Origin of the sequence: Vibrio sp. 10N.261.55.A7 (genome assembly GCF_002877365.1) — a bacterium.
Lineage (GTDB): Bacteria > Pseudomonadota > Gammaproteobacteria > Enterobacterales > Vibrionaceae > Vibrio.
Window position 1 is genome coordinate 13,937 of record NZ_MCWZ01000015.1, and the last position, 13,982, is coordinate 27,918.

Sequence of the window (13,982 nt, forward strand, 5' to 3'; positions counted from 1 at the left end):
GAGTCTACAGCGCTAAAAGCTTTTAGTTCGCTGTAGACTATTTAGAACGATGAAAAGGCAATAACGTCTTTACACACTACACCCATTGACCCGCAACGAAACCGCTCGACCAGCTCCACTGGAAATTGTACCCACCTAACCAACCAGACACATCCATCACCTCACCAATAAAGTACATACCCGGAATAGATTTACACTCCATGGTTTTTGATGAGATTTGATCGGTATCGACACCACCCAGTGTCACTTCCGCCGTTCTGTAGCCTTCCGTTCCATTAGGGGCGATTTCCCAGTTTTCAAGTTGAGATACGATTGCCTGAAGCTCTCTATGGTTGAGTTGCTTCAATGGTTTGTCATCAAGCTCTTTACGCTCTATCAGCACTTCGACTAAGCGCTTAGGGAGAACCTTCGCTAGCGTATTCTTGAGGCTTTGATTTGGGTGCTTTTCTCTTGATGTTGCCAGTAGCTCAGCCACATCTTCATTCGGCACTAAGTTGATAGAGACACTTTGTCCTGCTTTCCAAAAAGAGGAAACCTGCAAGATAGACGGTCCAGACAGGCCACGATGCGTGAAAAGCAGCGCTTCTTTGAAGAGTGTGCCGTCTTGCGTTGTTACCTCAGCTGGAATCGCAATGCCAGACAGCTCCGCGAGATCATCTTTGTCTTTATTGTGCAGCGTAAAAGGCACCAGCCCTGCCGTTGTAGGAACAATAGGCAGCCCAAACTGCTCAGCGAGCTTGTAGCCAAATGGTGTCGCACCTAGCTTTGGCATCGACAAGCCGCCCGTTGCTATCACTAAAGATTGGCACTCGACTGCCGAACCATTGAGCTTAAGTGAAAACCCAGATTCAAGCTTTTCAACGTCAGTGACTTCAACTTGATAACGCTGTGTGATGGTCTCTTGCTTACATTCATCAAGGAGCATGCTGACAATCTGTTTAGAACTATCAACGCAGAATAGCTGACCGTGCTCGCGCTCTTCAAAGTCAATTCCGTACTTACTCACGAGCGAGATAAAATCCCAGTTGGTGTACTGAGACAGCGCCGATTTTACAAAGTGAGGGTTACGACAAAGGAAGTTGTTCGCTGAAACATCGTAGTTAGTGAAGTTACAACGCCCACCACCAGAGATTAAGATCTTACGACCTGGCTTTTTGGCATGATCCACCAACAAAACACTTCGACCGCGCTTACCTGCTTCAGCTGCGCACATTAAGCCTGCTGCGCCTGCGCCAATAATCACGACATCAAATTGGTTACTCATGTTCATGCTCTTCTATGGTTTTAATCTGGATTTCAAGAAATAAAAAAGGATGCGCAAGAGCACATCCTTAATGAAGGTATCGCATTCTAACCGCAAATTAGACTAATGCCAATTTGTGGTGACAGGCTCATCCGCTTACGGTTTACACGCTGACTTAAACAAAGAAAGCCATTAGCAGCGTCACACTGAGTAAACCCGTAGAGAGAATAAATAGTTCCCTCACTCTATCGCACTTTCCTGTAAATACAGGATCGTGGTGATGGTGATACTCTTTGGTTTTTAAGTAGCTATACAGACGCACTTGCTTGGTCATGTTGCCATGCGTGGTGAAGAAACCACCGCCATCGACCTGCTGATAAAGCAAAGGGTGGGCTTCTCGCATAATGTAAATAAGTGAACGCAGCGCGGTTAGGTATCTAACCATGTTGATGCCGGTAACCAACATCAATGCTAATAAAATAGTGTCTCCACTGATCATCTTTTCCTCCCTACATCTTCTATCAATGCCCGAAAAGAAAAGATGATTCAGCGAGCCATCTTTTTGCCGTGGTTACACAGCTGGGGCATCCATAATAGAAGATGAACCTTCTTTAGCTAACACAGCTAGGTCTTTGTCAATGAAGAACAGTGCTTTACCATCTTCACCAACCAACTCAAGCTTATCTAAGATCCCTTTAAATAACTTCTCTTCCTCGTGCTGTTCAGCAACGTACCACTGCAAGAAGTTAAACGTCGAGTAGTCTTGATTTGTAAACGCAACATGCGCGAGTTTGTTGATCTTTTGAGTAATCATTTGCTCATGTTCAAACGTTAGACGAAACACCGAACCTAAGCTATCAAACTCGTGCTGTGGCGCCTCGATTGCCCCTAAAATAGGCATTGAACCGGTTTCACTCACATAGGTAAAAAGGCGCTGCATATGCTGCATTTCTTCAACCGCATGAGCCCTTAGAAACTCAGCCGCACCTTCGAATCCTTTGTCTTCACACCAAGCACTCATTTGTAAGTATAGATTGGATGAGAAAAATTCTAGATTTATTTGCTCATTCAATTGATCAACCATCGCTTTGGGTAGCATTTTTTACTCCTAATTCAGTCATCTAACTGTATTTACTAATCCATCAAACAAACCATACCATGAACCAAACTCAATGTGGATATGAGATCACTTCAGCAAAATTCCTTATGAACAGGTGCTAAAGTAATAATATCCCTACCTATAAGGAGTGATCCAAATGAGCTATCAACATATTTTAGTGGCTGTCGATCTCTCAGAAGACAGTAAGCTACTCGTTGACAAGGCAGTCGCACTCGCGAAACCATTAAACGCCGAACTCTCTTTTATTCATATCGATGTGAATTACGCTGAGCTGTATACCGGTTTAATCGACATCAACCTGGCCGAGACACAGCATCAGGCAATGGAAGCCTCACAAAGCCAACTGCAAAGCTTTGCTGAGCACGCACAATACCCCATCAAACACAGCCTGGTGGGCAGTGGCGACTTAAGTAATGAGTTGTGTGACTCTATTGTTGAGCACAATATTGATTTGGTTGTGTGTGGTCACCATCAAGACTTTTGGAGCAAGCTACTCTCTTCAACGCGTCAGCTGATCAATAGTTCGCCCGTCGATATGTTGGTTGTGCCACTCAAAGATTAACTCGCGACCAGCTATAGTTTGACACTACGAGTTAGGGTAAACTGCACTCACGTTATTGATAATGAATATTATTTATGTTTTATCTCTCTGCAGTTACCCTACTTTGGGCATTCTCATTTAGCTTGATTGGCGTTTACCTTGCCGGTCAGGTGGATTCTTGGTTTTCGGTACTGATGCGTGTCGCTCTGGCAAGCTTAGTGTTCATTCCTTTTACCAAATTCCGTGGCGTCCCTAACCTTCTGAAACTGAAACTGATGGCAATCGGCGGTATTCAATTAGGTTTGATGTATTGTTTTTACTATCAATCCTTTCTACTTCTTTCAGTACCAGAAGTGCTGCTGTTTACCGTGTTCACGCCTATCTACGTCACGCTTATCTACGATCTGTTGAAGCGTCGCTTCTCTCCTTGGTATTTGCTCACCGCGGCAATTGCGGTATCTGGCGCGGCATTCATCAAGTTTGCTGGAGTGAATGAAAACTTCATCGTCGGTTTTCTCGTCGTGCAGGGAGCGAATCTCTGTTTTGCCATCGGTCAAGTTGGCTATAAATATGTGATGGAACAAGAAACGATCGAACTTCCGCAGCATTCCATATTTGGTTACTTCTACTTCGGGGCGCTTTTGGTTGCGAGTGTTGCCTTTGCTTTGCTAGGTAGCTTCGACAAAATGCCGACGACGACACTGCAATGGGGCGTACTCGTTTATCTTGGTGTGATTGCTTCAGGTGTGGGCTATTTTGCCTGGAATAAAGGCGCTTGTCTGGTCAATGCAGGTGCGCTCGCAGTGATGAACAACGTACTGGTTCCTGCGGGCCTTATCGTCAACATCGTGATTTGGAATAGAGATGTTGATCTTGTGAGTCTCTCTATTGGTGGCGGCATCATTCTTCTTTCTCTATTGATTAACGAAACATGGGTGAAGCGACGCGTGAACCAACAATATTCGACGAATGCCTAAGCCTTACTCGCGACTAGGCTGCGGATTAATAACCAACTCAATGGATCTAAAGAGCCATTAGGCACTCAATAAAAAGCTCACTTTCATAGTGAGCTTTTTCGATCTTATCCGTTAAAAATAGAGCTAATTCATGGAGGCGAGAACATAGACATCAAAGCGATTCTTCTTCGTCTCTATCGCCATGCTTGGTTGCTTATCACTCAGCCAAGGCGCGTAGTCAGGACGTTTCACAACAACCCTTTTTCTGGCCAGTGCAAGCGCTGGTGTTAATAGATCATCGGCATCATTATCCGCACCAACTAAAGACTGAAACACGCGCATTTCTTTTTTCACTAACGCCGACTTTTTCTTATTCTCTGGGTGTGGATACATCGGATCTAAATAGACAACATCCGGCTTTTCAAACTCGGCATCCTGACACAAGGAATCAAGCGCATCATGGCTAGACGCATGTATCAGCGCCATTCTCTCTGAAACCCAGTGGCCTATTTCACTGTCTTGCTTCGCTCTTGCCAATCCATCGTCCAAAAGCGCCGCAACCACAGGATGGCGCTCTACCATCTGTACATGACAACCCAGTGATGCAAGCACAAACGCGTCTCTTCCTAGCCCTGCGGTGGCGTCTAACACTCGTGGTGTCGTGCCTTTGTTTAAGCCTGCCGCTTTTGCAATAGACTGACCTTTACCGCCACCAAACTTGCGGCGATGGCCAACCGCGCCACCAACCAGATCGACAAATATTGCGCCTAGCTTGGGTTCATCTAATTTACGAAGCTCAAGATGCGTATCCGTTAAGACCAATGCGAAGATGCTTTTGTCACAATGCTGAAGCCCCCAACGGGCCGATAAGCTATCGAGAACATGTTGTTGTGACGATGATTCGCAAATCAGTTGTAGCTGCAAGGTACGCTCCGTATGGCGATAAAATAAGGTGGTAGTGAACAAAAGAATTCTACCCGTTTTCGATAGGGCTGACTAAATTTTCTCTCTCTGGCTCACTCAAAAAGCAGCAAAAATGCTCGCGGCTAAGGTTTCTCTATTTGCTCATAGCAACCATGCGGTTGATAAAATATACTGCCAGACTGGACGCTAGCCTCAATTCAAGGATTTACACGACCATGCAGCAAGCAAAACTCGACGATCTCGATAGAGCCATATTAAAGACCCTCATGGAAGACGCACGAAAGCCTTACGCTGAAATGGCGAAAAGCTTCGATGTCAGTCCAGCGACGATTCACGTAAGAATCGAGAAGATGAAATCGGCGGATATCATTCAAGGCACGGAAGTGATTGTTAACACCAAAAAGTTGGGTTATGACGTTTGCTGCTTTATCGGTATCAACCTAAATTCTGCCCGAGATTATCACTCTGCCATCGCGAAACTGAATGCACTCGAAGAGGTGGTTGAGGCCTATTACACAACGGGGGCGTACAACATCTTCGTTAAGCTGATGTGTAAATCCATCGAAGAGCTTCAGTATGTGCTGATCGATAAGCTGCAAGCCATTGACGAGGTGCAATCAACCGAAACCCTTATCTCTCTTCAAAACCCAATCAATCGCAGTGTCAATCCCTAGCCTTGCAGGCTAACCATTGAATTTGATAACGCTATTCGACCTTTTCTTTCAGCAATAAAAAAGAGCCTCAAAAAGGCTCTTTTTTATTGACTAACTTAGGCTTTCTATCGATTAAGATATTCTTGCAGCTCTTCGGGTGAAATCCCTTGTTCAGCGAGCTGTTTGGCTAACATCTCCACTTTCTCACCCTTTCTTGATTCAATCACTTGCTGAAACTGAAAGACAATATCACTCAATACATCGACTGGAACCTGCTTAGCAGCACTACGAATACGCTCACCACTTTGGTTCCCCATCTCGTTGAGGATTTTACCAAACATGATTTTTTCTGGTGCTTCGTCTAATTGCTCTAGAACTCGCGCCATTTCGTACGTTGTCATTGACATTATTGTTGAGTATCCACTGCATGTATATTTAGTTTAGTGGGTCAAATATACACCTGTTTACTGCGTAATTATACTGCAATTTTAACAAGTAACGTTTATTACGAATTAACGCTGAACCCTCTAAGCGGTTGCTTCATGCCAGCGATGACCCACTTTGGAACAGAGTACGATTAAACTAGGTGCCGTAATCCAAAGAAGCAGTGTGATCAGCATTTCTGGTTGCAATGACAATCGTTGCATTAGACCAACAACCAAACCAGCGCCACTCATTTGAAATAGCCCAAGCAACGCGGCGGCAGTGCCCGCTTTATCCCCAAAGGGAGCCAGAGCTTTACCTGCAGAGGCGCCCAAAACCCAAGCGAAACCAATTGAAGAAACAAAAATAGGCAACATGAATGCAAATGCCGTTTGTTGACTTTGTAGTGAGAGCATCAGAACACCAGCCGTATTCAGCATCAAAACGCCAATGATTATTGTCATTCGAGTCCCTAGCTTCTCCATACATTTCGGTGCAGTCATACACGCAATGATATTGAATACCGCATTAATCCCAAACCAGAATGTAAACTCGTTCATCGACAAGCTGTATCGTTCCATCAATACATGGGGAGCCGACGTCACGTAAGCCAAGATAACGGCCATTGAGAACATACACAAAGACGCATGAAAGACGAACATTGGGTTCTTTAGCACTTGAGCGTATCGACTTGGATTGAATATCGCTCCCGTAAACTTGGACGGGTTCGTTTCTTTTTGGTTAAAGAACAGAATGATGCCGACCGTTAGCGCAAACATCGCCATGAACGAGAAGTTAGATCGCCAACCAAACTGCTGCGTTAGCCAAGCGCCAAATATCGGGGCTAATGCCGGAATGAAACAGATTGCTCCATTAAGATAACTGATCATCCTGCCACTTTTTTGAGGACCAAATAGGTCGCGAACAGTTGCAAAAGCGGCTACAGCGGTCGCACACGCGCCCAAGCCTTGAAGTAGCCTAGCGATAAGCATCCACTCTATGGTTTCTGCGGCCCACGCCAAGCAAGCACTCAAACCGTAGATACTCACGCCCACTAATGCAACTGTTCGACGTCCGTGCTTGTCTGCTAAGGGGCCAGCAAATAATTGCCCTACACCCATAGCAAACAAAAACCATGTAATGGTGTCTTGTATTCTTGTTTGTTCCACGTGAAACGTCTCTGCCATCTGTGGAAAAGCTGGCAAATAGATATCAATTCCTAAAGGACTAAAAAGAACCAGCATGGTCAAAACGGCCAGTTGAATTTTGCTTGGATTGTCTAATTGAGGCGTATTCACAATGTTGATGCTCACAGGGTTATAAAAGAACTTAAGATGTCAGTGAGTTTACTCGAATCATGTTATTCTAAAAAATGGTTTACACTCATAGCTAATATTCCATATTGGAAAATCATAATGTCAGTAGAAGCACTCTCTCGAATCGACCTCAACCTTTTAGTCTGTCTCAATGTATTGATTGAAGAATGCAGCGTCACCCGCGCAGCTCAAAGGCTTTATCTGAGTCAATCAGCGGTCAGCAAGTCTCTGTCAAAGCTTCGCGCACAATTTGAAGATCCTCTTTTTGTTCGTACCTCACACGGGTTAAGGCCAACTGCAAAGAGCCTTTTTCTTAAACCTCGCTTAGAGAATTTGATCCACCAACTCGAAAGCATTACCCAACCCCAAGAGTTTTGCCCAGAAACCAGTGAATACCGATTTCACATTGCCGCCGTAGAAAGCGTGTATCCACTGATCTTGCCCTACTTCATGCCAGACGTATTCAGGCAGGGGCCAAGACTGAATATATCGACACACTCGTGGAACGAGCAAACTTTTAAGCGGTTGCAGCTTGGCGAGCTAGATATCGGCATTACCGGCAAAGATATCGACATCAACGATGCACGGCTAACCATGCTTCCTCCTGACGACATTAAAGAGTTAGAGATCTATCAAGACAAACAGATGTGCGTGGTGCGCAAGGGGCATCCAATCCTAGACTCTATTTCTGATTGGAACATTGAAGTGTACCTTTCAATGCGACACGTACAGGTTCGATGTGACGGCAATGATCGCTGGTTGCTGGATTATCGCTTAGCGGATTTGGGTAAAGAACGAGACATCGCCATTACGGTTCCTGATTTTAATAGTGCCGCAAGCTTATGTACGTATACCGATTTTGTGTTCACCGCGCCTAGCCATTTTACCTCGTTGATAGCCAAGCAACTTGATCTGGTAGAACTGCCTTTACCTATGGCATTCCCCGCAATGGCTTATACTTTATTCTGGCATAAAGACAGAGAAAACGACCCCGCTTTGACTTGGTTAACGAATATCATCAAAGAGAAAACTCGTTTACTCAGATAGTTTGCAGCAACTCAGCAAAAAGAGTAGCTTGTATTTCACTATCAAAACACCTAGATCGGTAGCACTATAAGTAGTCACGCCAAAGGACAATTCAAGAAGGACAAATTGATGCATCACGCTATTTCTGAACGTGTTCAAGCCATGAGAGCTTGGCTAGCAAAACACGATTATGACGCTATTATCATTCCTCACGAAGACGAGTTTCTCGGTGAATATGTTCCAGCTCATAATGAGCGTTTACATTGGTTAACTGGGTTCACAGGATCTGCCGGGTGCACGGTGATCACTGAAGAGAAAGCAGCAATCTTTGTCGACGGTCGCTACACTGTGCAGGTACGTAAGCAAGTACCGGAAAACGTCTTTGAATATCGTCACCTCATAGAAGAACCTGCTTTAGCCTGGATAGCGGATAACTTACCAGAGAAAGGCAAAGTTGCTTTCGATCCTAGAATGCACAATGGTGCTTGGCTGAACTTAGCGCAATCCAAATTGGCCGCAAACTATGAACTTTGTGCATTATCGAATAACCCGGTTGATGAGCTTTGGCTCGATAGACCCTCCCCCGATCTTTCATCTGCAAGACTAATGGGGCTGGAACTGGTTGGTGTGTCTAGCGAATCAAAACGACGTATCGTTGCTGACAAAATTCAATCTCAAGGCGCTGATTGTGCCGTCATCACGTCTCTTGATTCGATTTGCTGGTTATTGAATATTCGTGGATTGGATGTCTCACGATTACCCGTGTTGCTGTCTCACGCTATCTTATACTCTGATGCTAGTGTCGATTTCTTTATTGACAGCGCGCGATTGCCATCTGATTTCGAATCCCATGTTGGCCAACATGTTCGTGTAGCCTCCCCTGATTCTTTGTCTGATGCGCTAGCCCGCTTAAAAGATAGAAGAGTCATCGTTGACTCAGCAACGAGCAATTCGTGGTTTAGCTTACAACTTCAAAATTCCGGAGCGGTGCTGCTAAACAGTGCCGATCCTTGCTTACAACCTAAAGCGCAAAAAAACCCGACCGAGATAGCAGGAATGAAAGCCTGCCATGTTCGAGATGGTGTTGCGATGACAAAGTTCTTATGTTGGTTTGACGAGCAAGTCAGTCAAGGAAACCTATTTGATGAAGGTCAGTTGTCAGATAGGCTTCACCAGTTTAGAGAAGAAGATCCAACTCTAGTCGATTTGAGCTTTGATACCATTTCAGCGGCGTCCGTTAATGCCGCGATGTGCCATTACAACCACAACAATGAACCTGCACCAACACAGTTGTCGATGGACTCCCTATACCTTGTCGATTCAGGCGGTCAGTATCCAGATGGGACGACCGACATTACTCGTACACTCGCTATAGGTAACCCAACGGATGAAATGAAGAGGCAATTTACATTAGTGCTGAAAGGTCACATTGCTCTTGCTAGAGCACGCTTTCCAAAAGGAACGAGTGGTCATCAGCTCGATATTTTGGCTCGTCAGCACCTTTGGGCAGAAGGTTTTGATTATGACCATGGTACTGGTCATGGGGTTGGCCACTTCCTTAGTGTGCACGAGGGTCCACAGAGTATTTCAAAACGACCAATAACAGTGCCACTTAAAGCCGGTATGGTTCTTTCAAACGAACCGGGGTACTACCGAGCGAATGAATTTGGAATTCGAATTGAAAACTTGGAGTTGGTCAAAGAAATAGAGACTGAAGGTGATTTCTCAGTTCTAACATTTGAATCATTAACTCGTTGCCCAATCGATCATCGAAATATCCATGTAGACATGCTAACCCGACCGGAACTCGCTTGGCTGAATGACTACCACCAGAAGGTGTGGAATGACATTAGCCCATTAGTCGAAGGAAAGGTGAAAACCTGGCTAGAACAAGCGACTCAAAAACTCTCTTACAGCTAAAGCACGTATAACTATATCTGGTTACCTCTTATAAAAAAACCCTTTTAGGTTAAGAGAGTTGGCTGGAAATACCGAAAAATAATACAACTCATATAAAAATGGCTACGAATCTCGTAGCCATTTTTATGTTTCACGTGAAACACTCTCTTAGAGCATACTGTGAAACTGACTATCCAGAGTATCCGCTGTGCCAATCTTTCCAGACTGGGTCAAAGCCTTTGCTATGGATCATCTTCGCAACCTCAGCCGCACTGCGCTCATCACTGATTTCAAACTGTTCCAATTCAACATCTTCCAACGCATAACCACCAGGCTGCGTTTTTGACGCGGCAGACATGCTCGTAATCCCCAGTGGTAGAACGTTATCTCTGAACACTGCTGATTCTCGAGTGGAAAGAGACAGTTCAACCTCAGGATTAAGTAAACGGTAGGCACAAATCAATTGAACAAGCTGCTTATCAGACATAATTGATTTAGGTTGTAACCCACCCTCACACGGTCTTAATCGAGGGAAGGATATTGAATAACGTGTCTGCCAGTACTTTCTCTCAAGATAATCCAAGTGTGCTGCTACATAGAAACAATCTGTTCGCCACTCCTCTAACCCTATCAACGCGCCAATACCAATTTTGTCTATACCCGCCTTTGCCAGTCGGTCTGGCGTTTCTAACCGGTATTCAAAATCGGTTTTGTTTCCACGTAAATGATGTTCAGCATACGTACTTGGATGATAAGTTTCCTGGTAGACCATCACAGCGTCTAAACCCAGAGTTTTCAGCTCTGCGTACTCTTCTTGGTCAAGCGGCTGAACTTCCATAGCCAGATAGTTAAATGCTTTCTTTATAACAGGGAGCGCTTCTCGGAAATATTTCATCCCGACTTTGGTTTCGTGTTCACCGGTGACCAGCAGCACGCTGTCAAAGTTCATTTTCTTGATCGCAGTAATCTCTGCTTTTATTTCCGTCTCATTCAGCGTGCGGCGCTTTATGCGGTTTTCCATTGAGAAACCACAATACGTACACGCATTCGCGCAGAGGTTGGATAAATAGAGCGGAATATACAGCGAAATTGTGTTGCCGAATCTTTTCCTCGTAAGAGCCAAAGATCGTTGTGCCAACTGCTCTAAGTAAGGTTCTGCCGCGGGTGAAATCAAGGCTTTAAAATCTTCTAGATCGCACTTCGGTTTTGACAGAGCGCGCTCTACATCTGCAGCCGTTTTACCATAAATGGAAAGACGAACATCATCCCAATTAAGCTGACGAAACTCTTCAACAAAACTCATCTTATCTCCTAAACATCAAGGAAGGATGTTAGTGGGCTCGATGCGACAGCATGTGAAACTTGGCCTGCTAAGCCTGATTCATAAGCAATTCGACCTGACTCAACCGCCAACTTAAATGCCGTTGCCATTGCTACTGGATTAGGCGACGCAGCGATCGCTGTATTCACCAACACGGCATCAGCACCCATTTCCATAGCAAGTGCAGCATGAGAAGGTGCACCGATACCCGCATCGACAACAACTGGAATGTTTGCTTGATCTATGATTATCTCGAGAAAATCGACAGACACTAACCCTTTATTTGAGCCTATTGGCGCCCCAAGCGGCATAACTGCGGCACACCCCACTTCCTCTAGACGTTTACAAAGAACAGGATCAGCGTGACAGTATGGAAGAACTACAAAGCCGTCTTTTACAAGCTGCTCAGCGGCTTTAAGTGTTTCAATAGGGTCTGGCATGAGGTACTTAGGATCAGGGTGAATCTCGAGCTTAAGCCAATTCGTTCCTAGTGCTTCGCGAGCTAAGTGAGAAGCAAAGATAGCGTCTTTAGCGTTTTTTGCACCGGAGGTATTTGGTAATAGATTCACACCCGCTTCTATAATTGGCTGCAGTATGTCGTCTTGAGCAGAATGGATGTCGACTCGTTTTAGCGCCATGGTAGCCAGTTGGGAGCCAGACGATTTAATAGCGTCAGCCATTAGATCTTTGTTTGCAAATTTTCCAGTACCTGTGAATAGTCGAGAATGAAACGTTTTGTCTGCAATGGTTAGCATGCTTAGCCTCCGGCGATAGCTTGAAAAAGTGAAATAGCATCACCTTCGTTTACGTTTGTATTGCCCCACGCACTGCGAGGGACTACAACGTTGTTTATAGCGAATACACAGCCCATCTCCGGCAGAGATAGAAAAGAGATGATATCAGCCAAGCTGGAAGAAGCTGATACCGTCTCCAATTGATCGTTAATTTTTATTGTTATTGAACTCATAAAGAGCGTTCCTTTGTATTGGGAGCAGTGTGAGTTTCTAAAGAATCAGTGGCGCATACAGGACAGTCTTCATCTTGCGCTATGGTCAAGTTAGTCCAATTCAGCGCCTTCCCATCAAATAATTTCAATTGATTCGTTTCAAGCAAAAACTCACCCGTCGACAATTTTTGAATAGCGGCCAGCGCCTGCATGTTCCCCATAGTGCCCACGACGGGGCCAATAACGCCTGATTCACTGCATTTATTAGCTGAACTGGTTTGTTCAAATGGGTAGACACAACGATAGCAATTTTGTTGACTTGGAAAATCAAGAACCATCATTTGCCCTTTCCAGCCAATGGCCGAAGCAGAAATAAGTGGTTTACCTTGCTTATAACAAGCACGATTGACGAGCTGTCTTGTTTCGAAATTATCGCTACAATCGAGAACGACATCCGCTAACATAACCTCGAGATTTAACTGTGCTTCTGACAATCGATTCGGTATTTGTCTAATCTGGCAACCGCTGTTCAATTCTGTAAGTTGAGTTGCCATCGCGGAGACTTTCGAGCGCTCTAGGTCTCTCTCACGATAAACCACTTGTCGCTGTAGATTACTGAAATCGACTTGGTCATCGTCAACCACAACAAGCTTTCCGATACCGGCAGCCACCAAATACAAGGCTGCCGAACTACCTAGTCCACCGCAGCCAATCATCAATACATGGCTATTGTTCAGATTCTCTTGACCAACTTCCCCTATCTCGGGAACACTGACCTGTCTCTGGTAACGTAGGAAGCTCTTATCGTCAAGCATTCTCGATTTCCTGGTGCTTGTTTGGCGTACTGACGACCTGAGCTTGCCTGCTCATGATGTAAGAGAAGTCCTCGATAACACTCTGTGGTGAATCAGATAAGGTAATCGCACGAACGACAGCTAAGCTAGAGACGCCACAATCCCATACACTTGGTGCTGTGGTTTGGTCGATCCCACCTATCGCAACCGTTGGAAAACCGAGCTCTCCACGGCTATACGGAATAGTGTCGATAAGCCTTTGGTACAGTGATAATCTCACTAAGCCCTGAGGCTTTGATGGCATCTCTTTTGTTGTCGTTGGAAATATATGACCCAATGCGATGTAACTAGGTTCTATTTGTACAATCCTGAGCAGTTCGTAATATCCATGAGTCGACAAACCTAGTTTTATATTTGATTCACTTAACGCACTCAGATTCGATTCTTCAATGTCTTCTTGGCCAAGATGGACACCAAACGCGCCATGTTTGACCGCCAACTGCCAGTAGTCATTTATGAAGACCTGAGCGTTATACTCTTCTCCAAGCTGAATCGCACGTTTAACCTGTTCTTCTAGATTCAACAACTCAGGGTCTTTAATTCGCAATTGCGTCGTCTTAACCCCCATCTTGAGTAGTTTTTCTATCCACTCAACACTATCAACTACGGGATATAGACCGAGACTTGGCTTTGTTAACTTAGGAAAAGAGACTTGTTTTCCTTCAACGGTCCACCCTACCTGGATTGATAGCGACGAATTCTCTAGAACTGGAATTGGGAATGATTCAAACTCACTTGGCCATGTTTCACGTGAAACACT

16 protein-coding genes are annotated in these 13,982 nt (G+C 44.9%); 5 read left to right on the forward strand and 11 right to left on the reverse strand.

Going from position 1 to position 13,982, the window contains the following annotated elements:
- Window positions 1–76: 76 nt before the first annotated feature.
- From BCU12_RS01730 to ftnA, 3 genes are all read right to left on the reverse strand, one after another.
- Window positions 77–1,264, reverse strand: coding sequence for an NAD(P)/FAD-dependent oxidoreductase (locus BCU12_RS01730; protein WP_102402692.1), 1,188 nt, complete (start codon window positions 1,262–1,264; stop codon window positions 77–79).
- Window positions 1,265–1,418: 154 nt separating this feature from the next.
- Window positions 1,419–1,742 carry a universal stress protein UspB gene (gene uspB / locus BCU12_RS01735; RefSeq protein WP_102402678.1) on the reverse strand — a complete coding sequence of 108 codons (324 nt, stop codon included), beginning with the start codon at window positions 1,740–1,742 and terminating at the stop codon, window positions 1,419–1,421.
- 72 nt (window positions 1,743–1,814) lie between these two features.
- Window positions 1,815–2,342, reverse strand: coding sequence for a non-heme ferritin (ftnA, locus tag BCU12_RS01740; protein WP_102402679.1), 528 nt, complete (start codon window positions 2,340–2,342; stop codon window positions 1,815–1,817).
- A gap of 157 nt (window positions 2,343–2,499) precedes the next feature.
- Between ftnA and BCU12_RS01745 the strand changes: the two genes are divergently transcribed.
- A complete protein-coding gene (locus BCU12_RS01745; protein ID WP_102402680.1) occupies window positions 2,500–2,925 on the forward strand; it encodes a universal stress protein in 426 nt (141 codons plus the stop codon).
- Between the two features lie 74 nt (window positions 2,926–2,999).
- On the forward strand, window positions 3,000–3,881 hold the full coding sequence (locus tag BCU12_RS01750) for a carboxylate/amino acid/amine transporter (protein WP_102402681.1): 882 nt from the start codon (window positions 3,000–3,002) through the stop codon (window positions 3,879–3,881).
- Between the two features lie 123 nt (window positions 3,882–4,004).
- Here the strand turns inward: BCU12_RS01750 and BCU12_RS01755 are convergent, their stop codons facing one another.
- Window positions 4,005–4,784: a class I SAM-dependent methyltransferase gene (locus tag BCU12_RS01755; protein ID WP_102402682.1), complete on the reverse strand. Its 780-nt coding sequence runs from the start codon at window positions 4,782–4,784 to the stop codon at window positions 4,005–4,007.
- Window positions 4,785–4,999: 215 nt separating this feature from the next.
- On the opposite strand from BCU12_RS01755, the gene asnC reads away from it, so the two are divergent.
- Window positions 5,000–5,458: a transcriptional regulator AsnC gene (gene asnC / locus BCU12_RS01760; protein ID WP_102402683.1), complete on the forward strand. Its 459-nt coding sequence runs from the start codon at window positions 5,000–5,002 to the stop codon at window positions 5,456–5,458.
- Window positions 5,459–5,562: 104 nt separating this feature from the next.
- On the opposite strand, the gene BCU12_RS01765 is transcribed toward asnC, so the two are convergent.
- On the reverse strand, window positions 5,563–5,844 hold the full coding sequence (locus tag BCU12_RS01765) for a hypothetical protein (protein ID WP_102402684.1): 282 nt from the start codon (window positions 5,842–5,844) through the stop codon (window positions 5,563–5,565).
- Between the two features lie 120 nt (window positions 5,845–5,964).
- Entirely contained in the window at window positions 5,965–7,161 is a 1,197-nt protein-coding gene (locus BCU12_RS01770) for a multidrug effflux MFS transporter (protein WP_277871246.1), read from the reverse strand.
- A 114-nt stretch (window positions 7,162–7,275) separates the two neighbouring features.
- On the opposite strand from BCU12_RS01770, the gene BCU12_RS01775 reads away from it, so the two are divergent.
- Window positions 7,276–8,223 carry a LysR family transcriptional regulator gene (locus tag BCU12_RS01775; protein WP_102402685.1) on the forward strand — a complete coding sequence of 316 codons (948 nt, stop codon included), beginning with the start codon at window positions 7,276–7,278 and terminating at the stop codon, window positions 8,221–8,223.
- Between the two features lie 108 nt (window positions 8,224–8,331).
- Window positions 8,332–10,122 carry an aminopeptidase P family protein gene (locus tag BCU12_RS01780; RefSeq protein ID WP_102402686.1) on the forward strand — a complete coding sequence of 597 codons (1,791 nt, stop codon included), beginning with the start codon at window positions 8,332–8,334 and terminating at the stop codon, window positions 10,120–10,122.
- A 169-nt stretch (window positions 10,123–10,291) separates the two neighbouring features.
- On the opposite strand, the gene thiH is transcribed toward BCU12_RS01780, so the two are convergent.
- From thiH to thiE, 5 genes are all read right to left on the reverse strand, one after another.
- Complete coding sequence (thiH, locus tag BCU12_RS01785; RefSeq protein WP_102402687.1) at window positions 10,292–11,404, reverse strand: 2-iminoacetate synthase ThiH; 1,113 nt, start codon at window positions 11,402–11,404, stop codon at window positions 10,292–10,294.
- An 8-nt stretch (window positions 11,405–11,412) separates the two neighbouring features.
- Window positions 11,413–12,177, reverse strand: a complete 765-nt coding sequence (locus tag BCU12_RS01790) for a thiazole synthase (RefSeq protein ID WP_102402688.1) — start codon at window positions 12,175–12,177, stop codon at window positions 11,413–11,415.
- Window positions 12,178–12,179: 2 nt separating this feature from the next.
- The gene (thiS, locus tag BCU12_RS01795) at window positions 12,180–12,389 is read right to left on the reverse strand and encodes a sulfur carrier protein ThiS (protein ID WP_102402689.1); all 210 of its coding nucleotides are present in this window, start codon (window positions 12,387–12,389) and stop codon (window positions 12,180–12,182) included.
- Window positions 12,386–13,183 carry a thiazole biosynthesis adenylyltransferase ThiF gene (locus tag BCU12_RS01800; protein ID WP_102402690.1) on the reverse strand — a complete coding sequence of 266 codons (798 nt, stop codon included), beginning with the start codon at window positions 13,181–13,183 and terminating at the stop codon, window positions 12,386–12,388. Before BCU12_RS01800 ends, thiS begins: the two co-directional genes overlap by 4 nt.
- The coding region (gene thiE, locus BCU12_RS01805; RefSeq protein WP_102402691.1) for a thiamine phosphate synthase at window positions 13,176–13,982 on the reverse strand (807 nt) is incomplete at its 5' end. The genes BCU12_RS01800 and thiE, both read right to left, overlap by 8 nt.

Coding starts and splice junctions, on each gene's coding strand:
- BCU12_RS01730 (WP_102402692.1), bottom strand. CDS start 1,264: ATGAGTAACCAATTTGATGTCGTGATTATTGGCGCAGGCGCAGCAGGC.
- uspB (WP_102402678.1), bottom strand. CDS start 1,742: ATGATCAGTGGAGACACTATTTTATTAGCATTGATGTTGGTTACCGGC.
- ftnA (WP_102402679.1), bottom strand. CDS start 2,342: ATGCTACCCAAAGCGATGGTTGATCAATTGAATGAGCAAATAAATCTA.
- BCU12_RS01745 (WP_102402680.1), top strand. CDS start 2,500: ATGAGCTATCAACATATTTTAGTGGCTGTCGATCTCTCAGAAGACAGT.
- BCU12_RS01750 (WP_102402681.1), top strand. CDS start 3,000: ATGTTTTATCTCTCTGCAGTTACCCTACTTTGGGCATTCTCATTTAGC.
- asnC (WP_102402683.1), top strand. CDS start 5,000: ATGCAGCAAGCAAAACTCGACGATCTCGATAGAGCCATATTAAAGACC.
- BCU12_RS01765 (WP_102402684.1), bottom strand. CDS start 5,844: ATGTCAATGACAACGTACGAAATGGCGCGAGTTCTAGAGCAATTAGAC.
- BCU12_RS01775 (WP_102402685.1), top strand. CDS start 7,276: ATGTCAGTAGAAGCACTCTCTCGAATCGACCTCAACCTTTTAGTCTGT.
- BCU12_RS01780 (WP_102402686.1), top strand. CDS start 8,332: ATGCATCACGCTATTTCTGAACGTGTTCAAGCCATGAGAGCTTGGCTA.
- thiH (WP_102402687.1), bottom strand. CDS start 11,404: ATGAGTTTTGTTGAAGAGTTTCGTCAGCTTAATTGGGATGATGTTCGT.
- BCU12_RS01790 (WP_102402688.1), bottom strand. CDS start 12,177: ATGCTAACCATTGCAGACAAAACGTTTCATTCTCGACTATTCACAGGT.
- thiS (WP_102402689.1), bottom strand. CDS start 12,389: ATGAGTTCAATAACAATAAAAATTAACGATCAATTGGAGACGGTATCA.
- BCU12_RS01800 (WP_102402690.1), bottom strand. CDS start 13,183: ATGCTTGACGATAAGAGCTTCCTACGTTACCAGAGACAGGTCAGTGTT.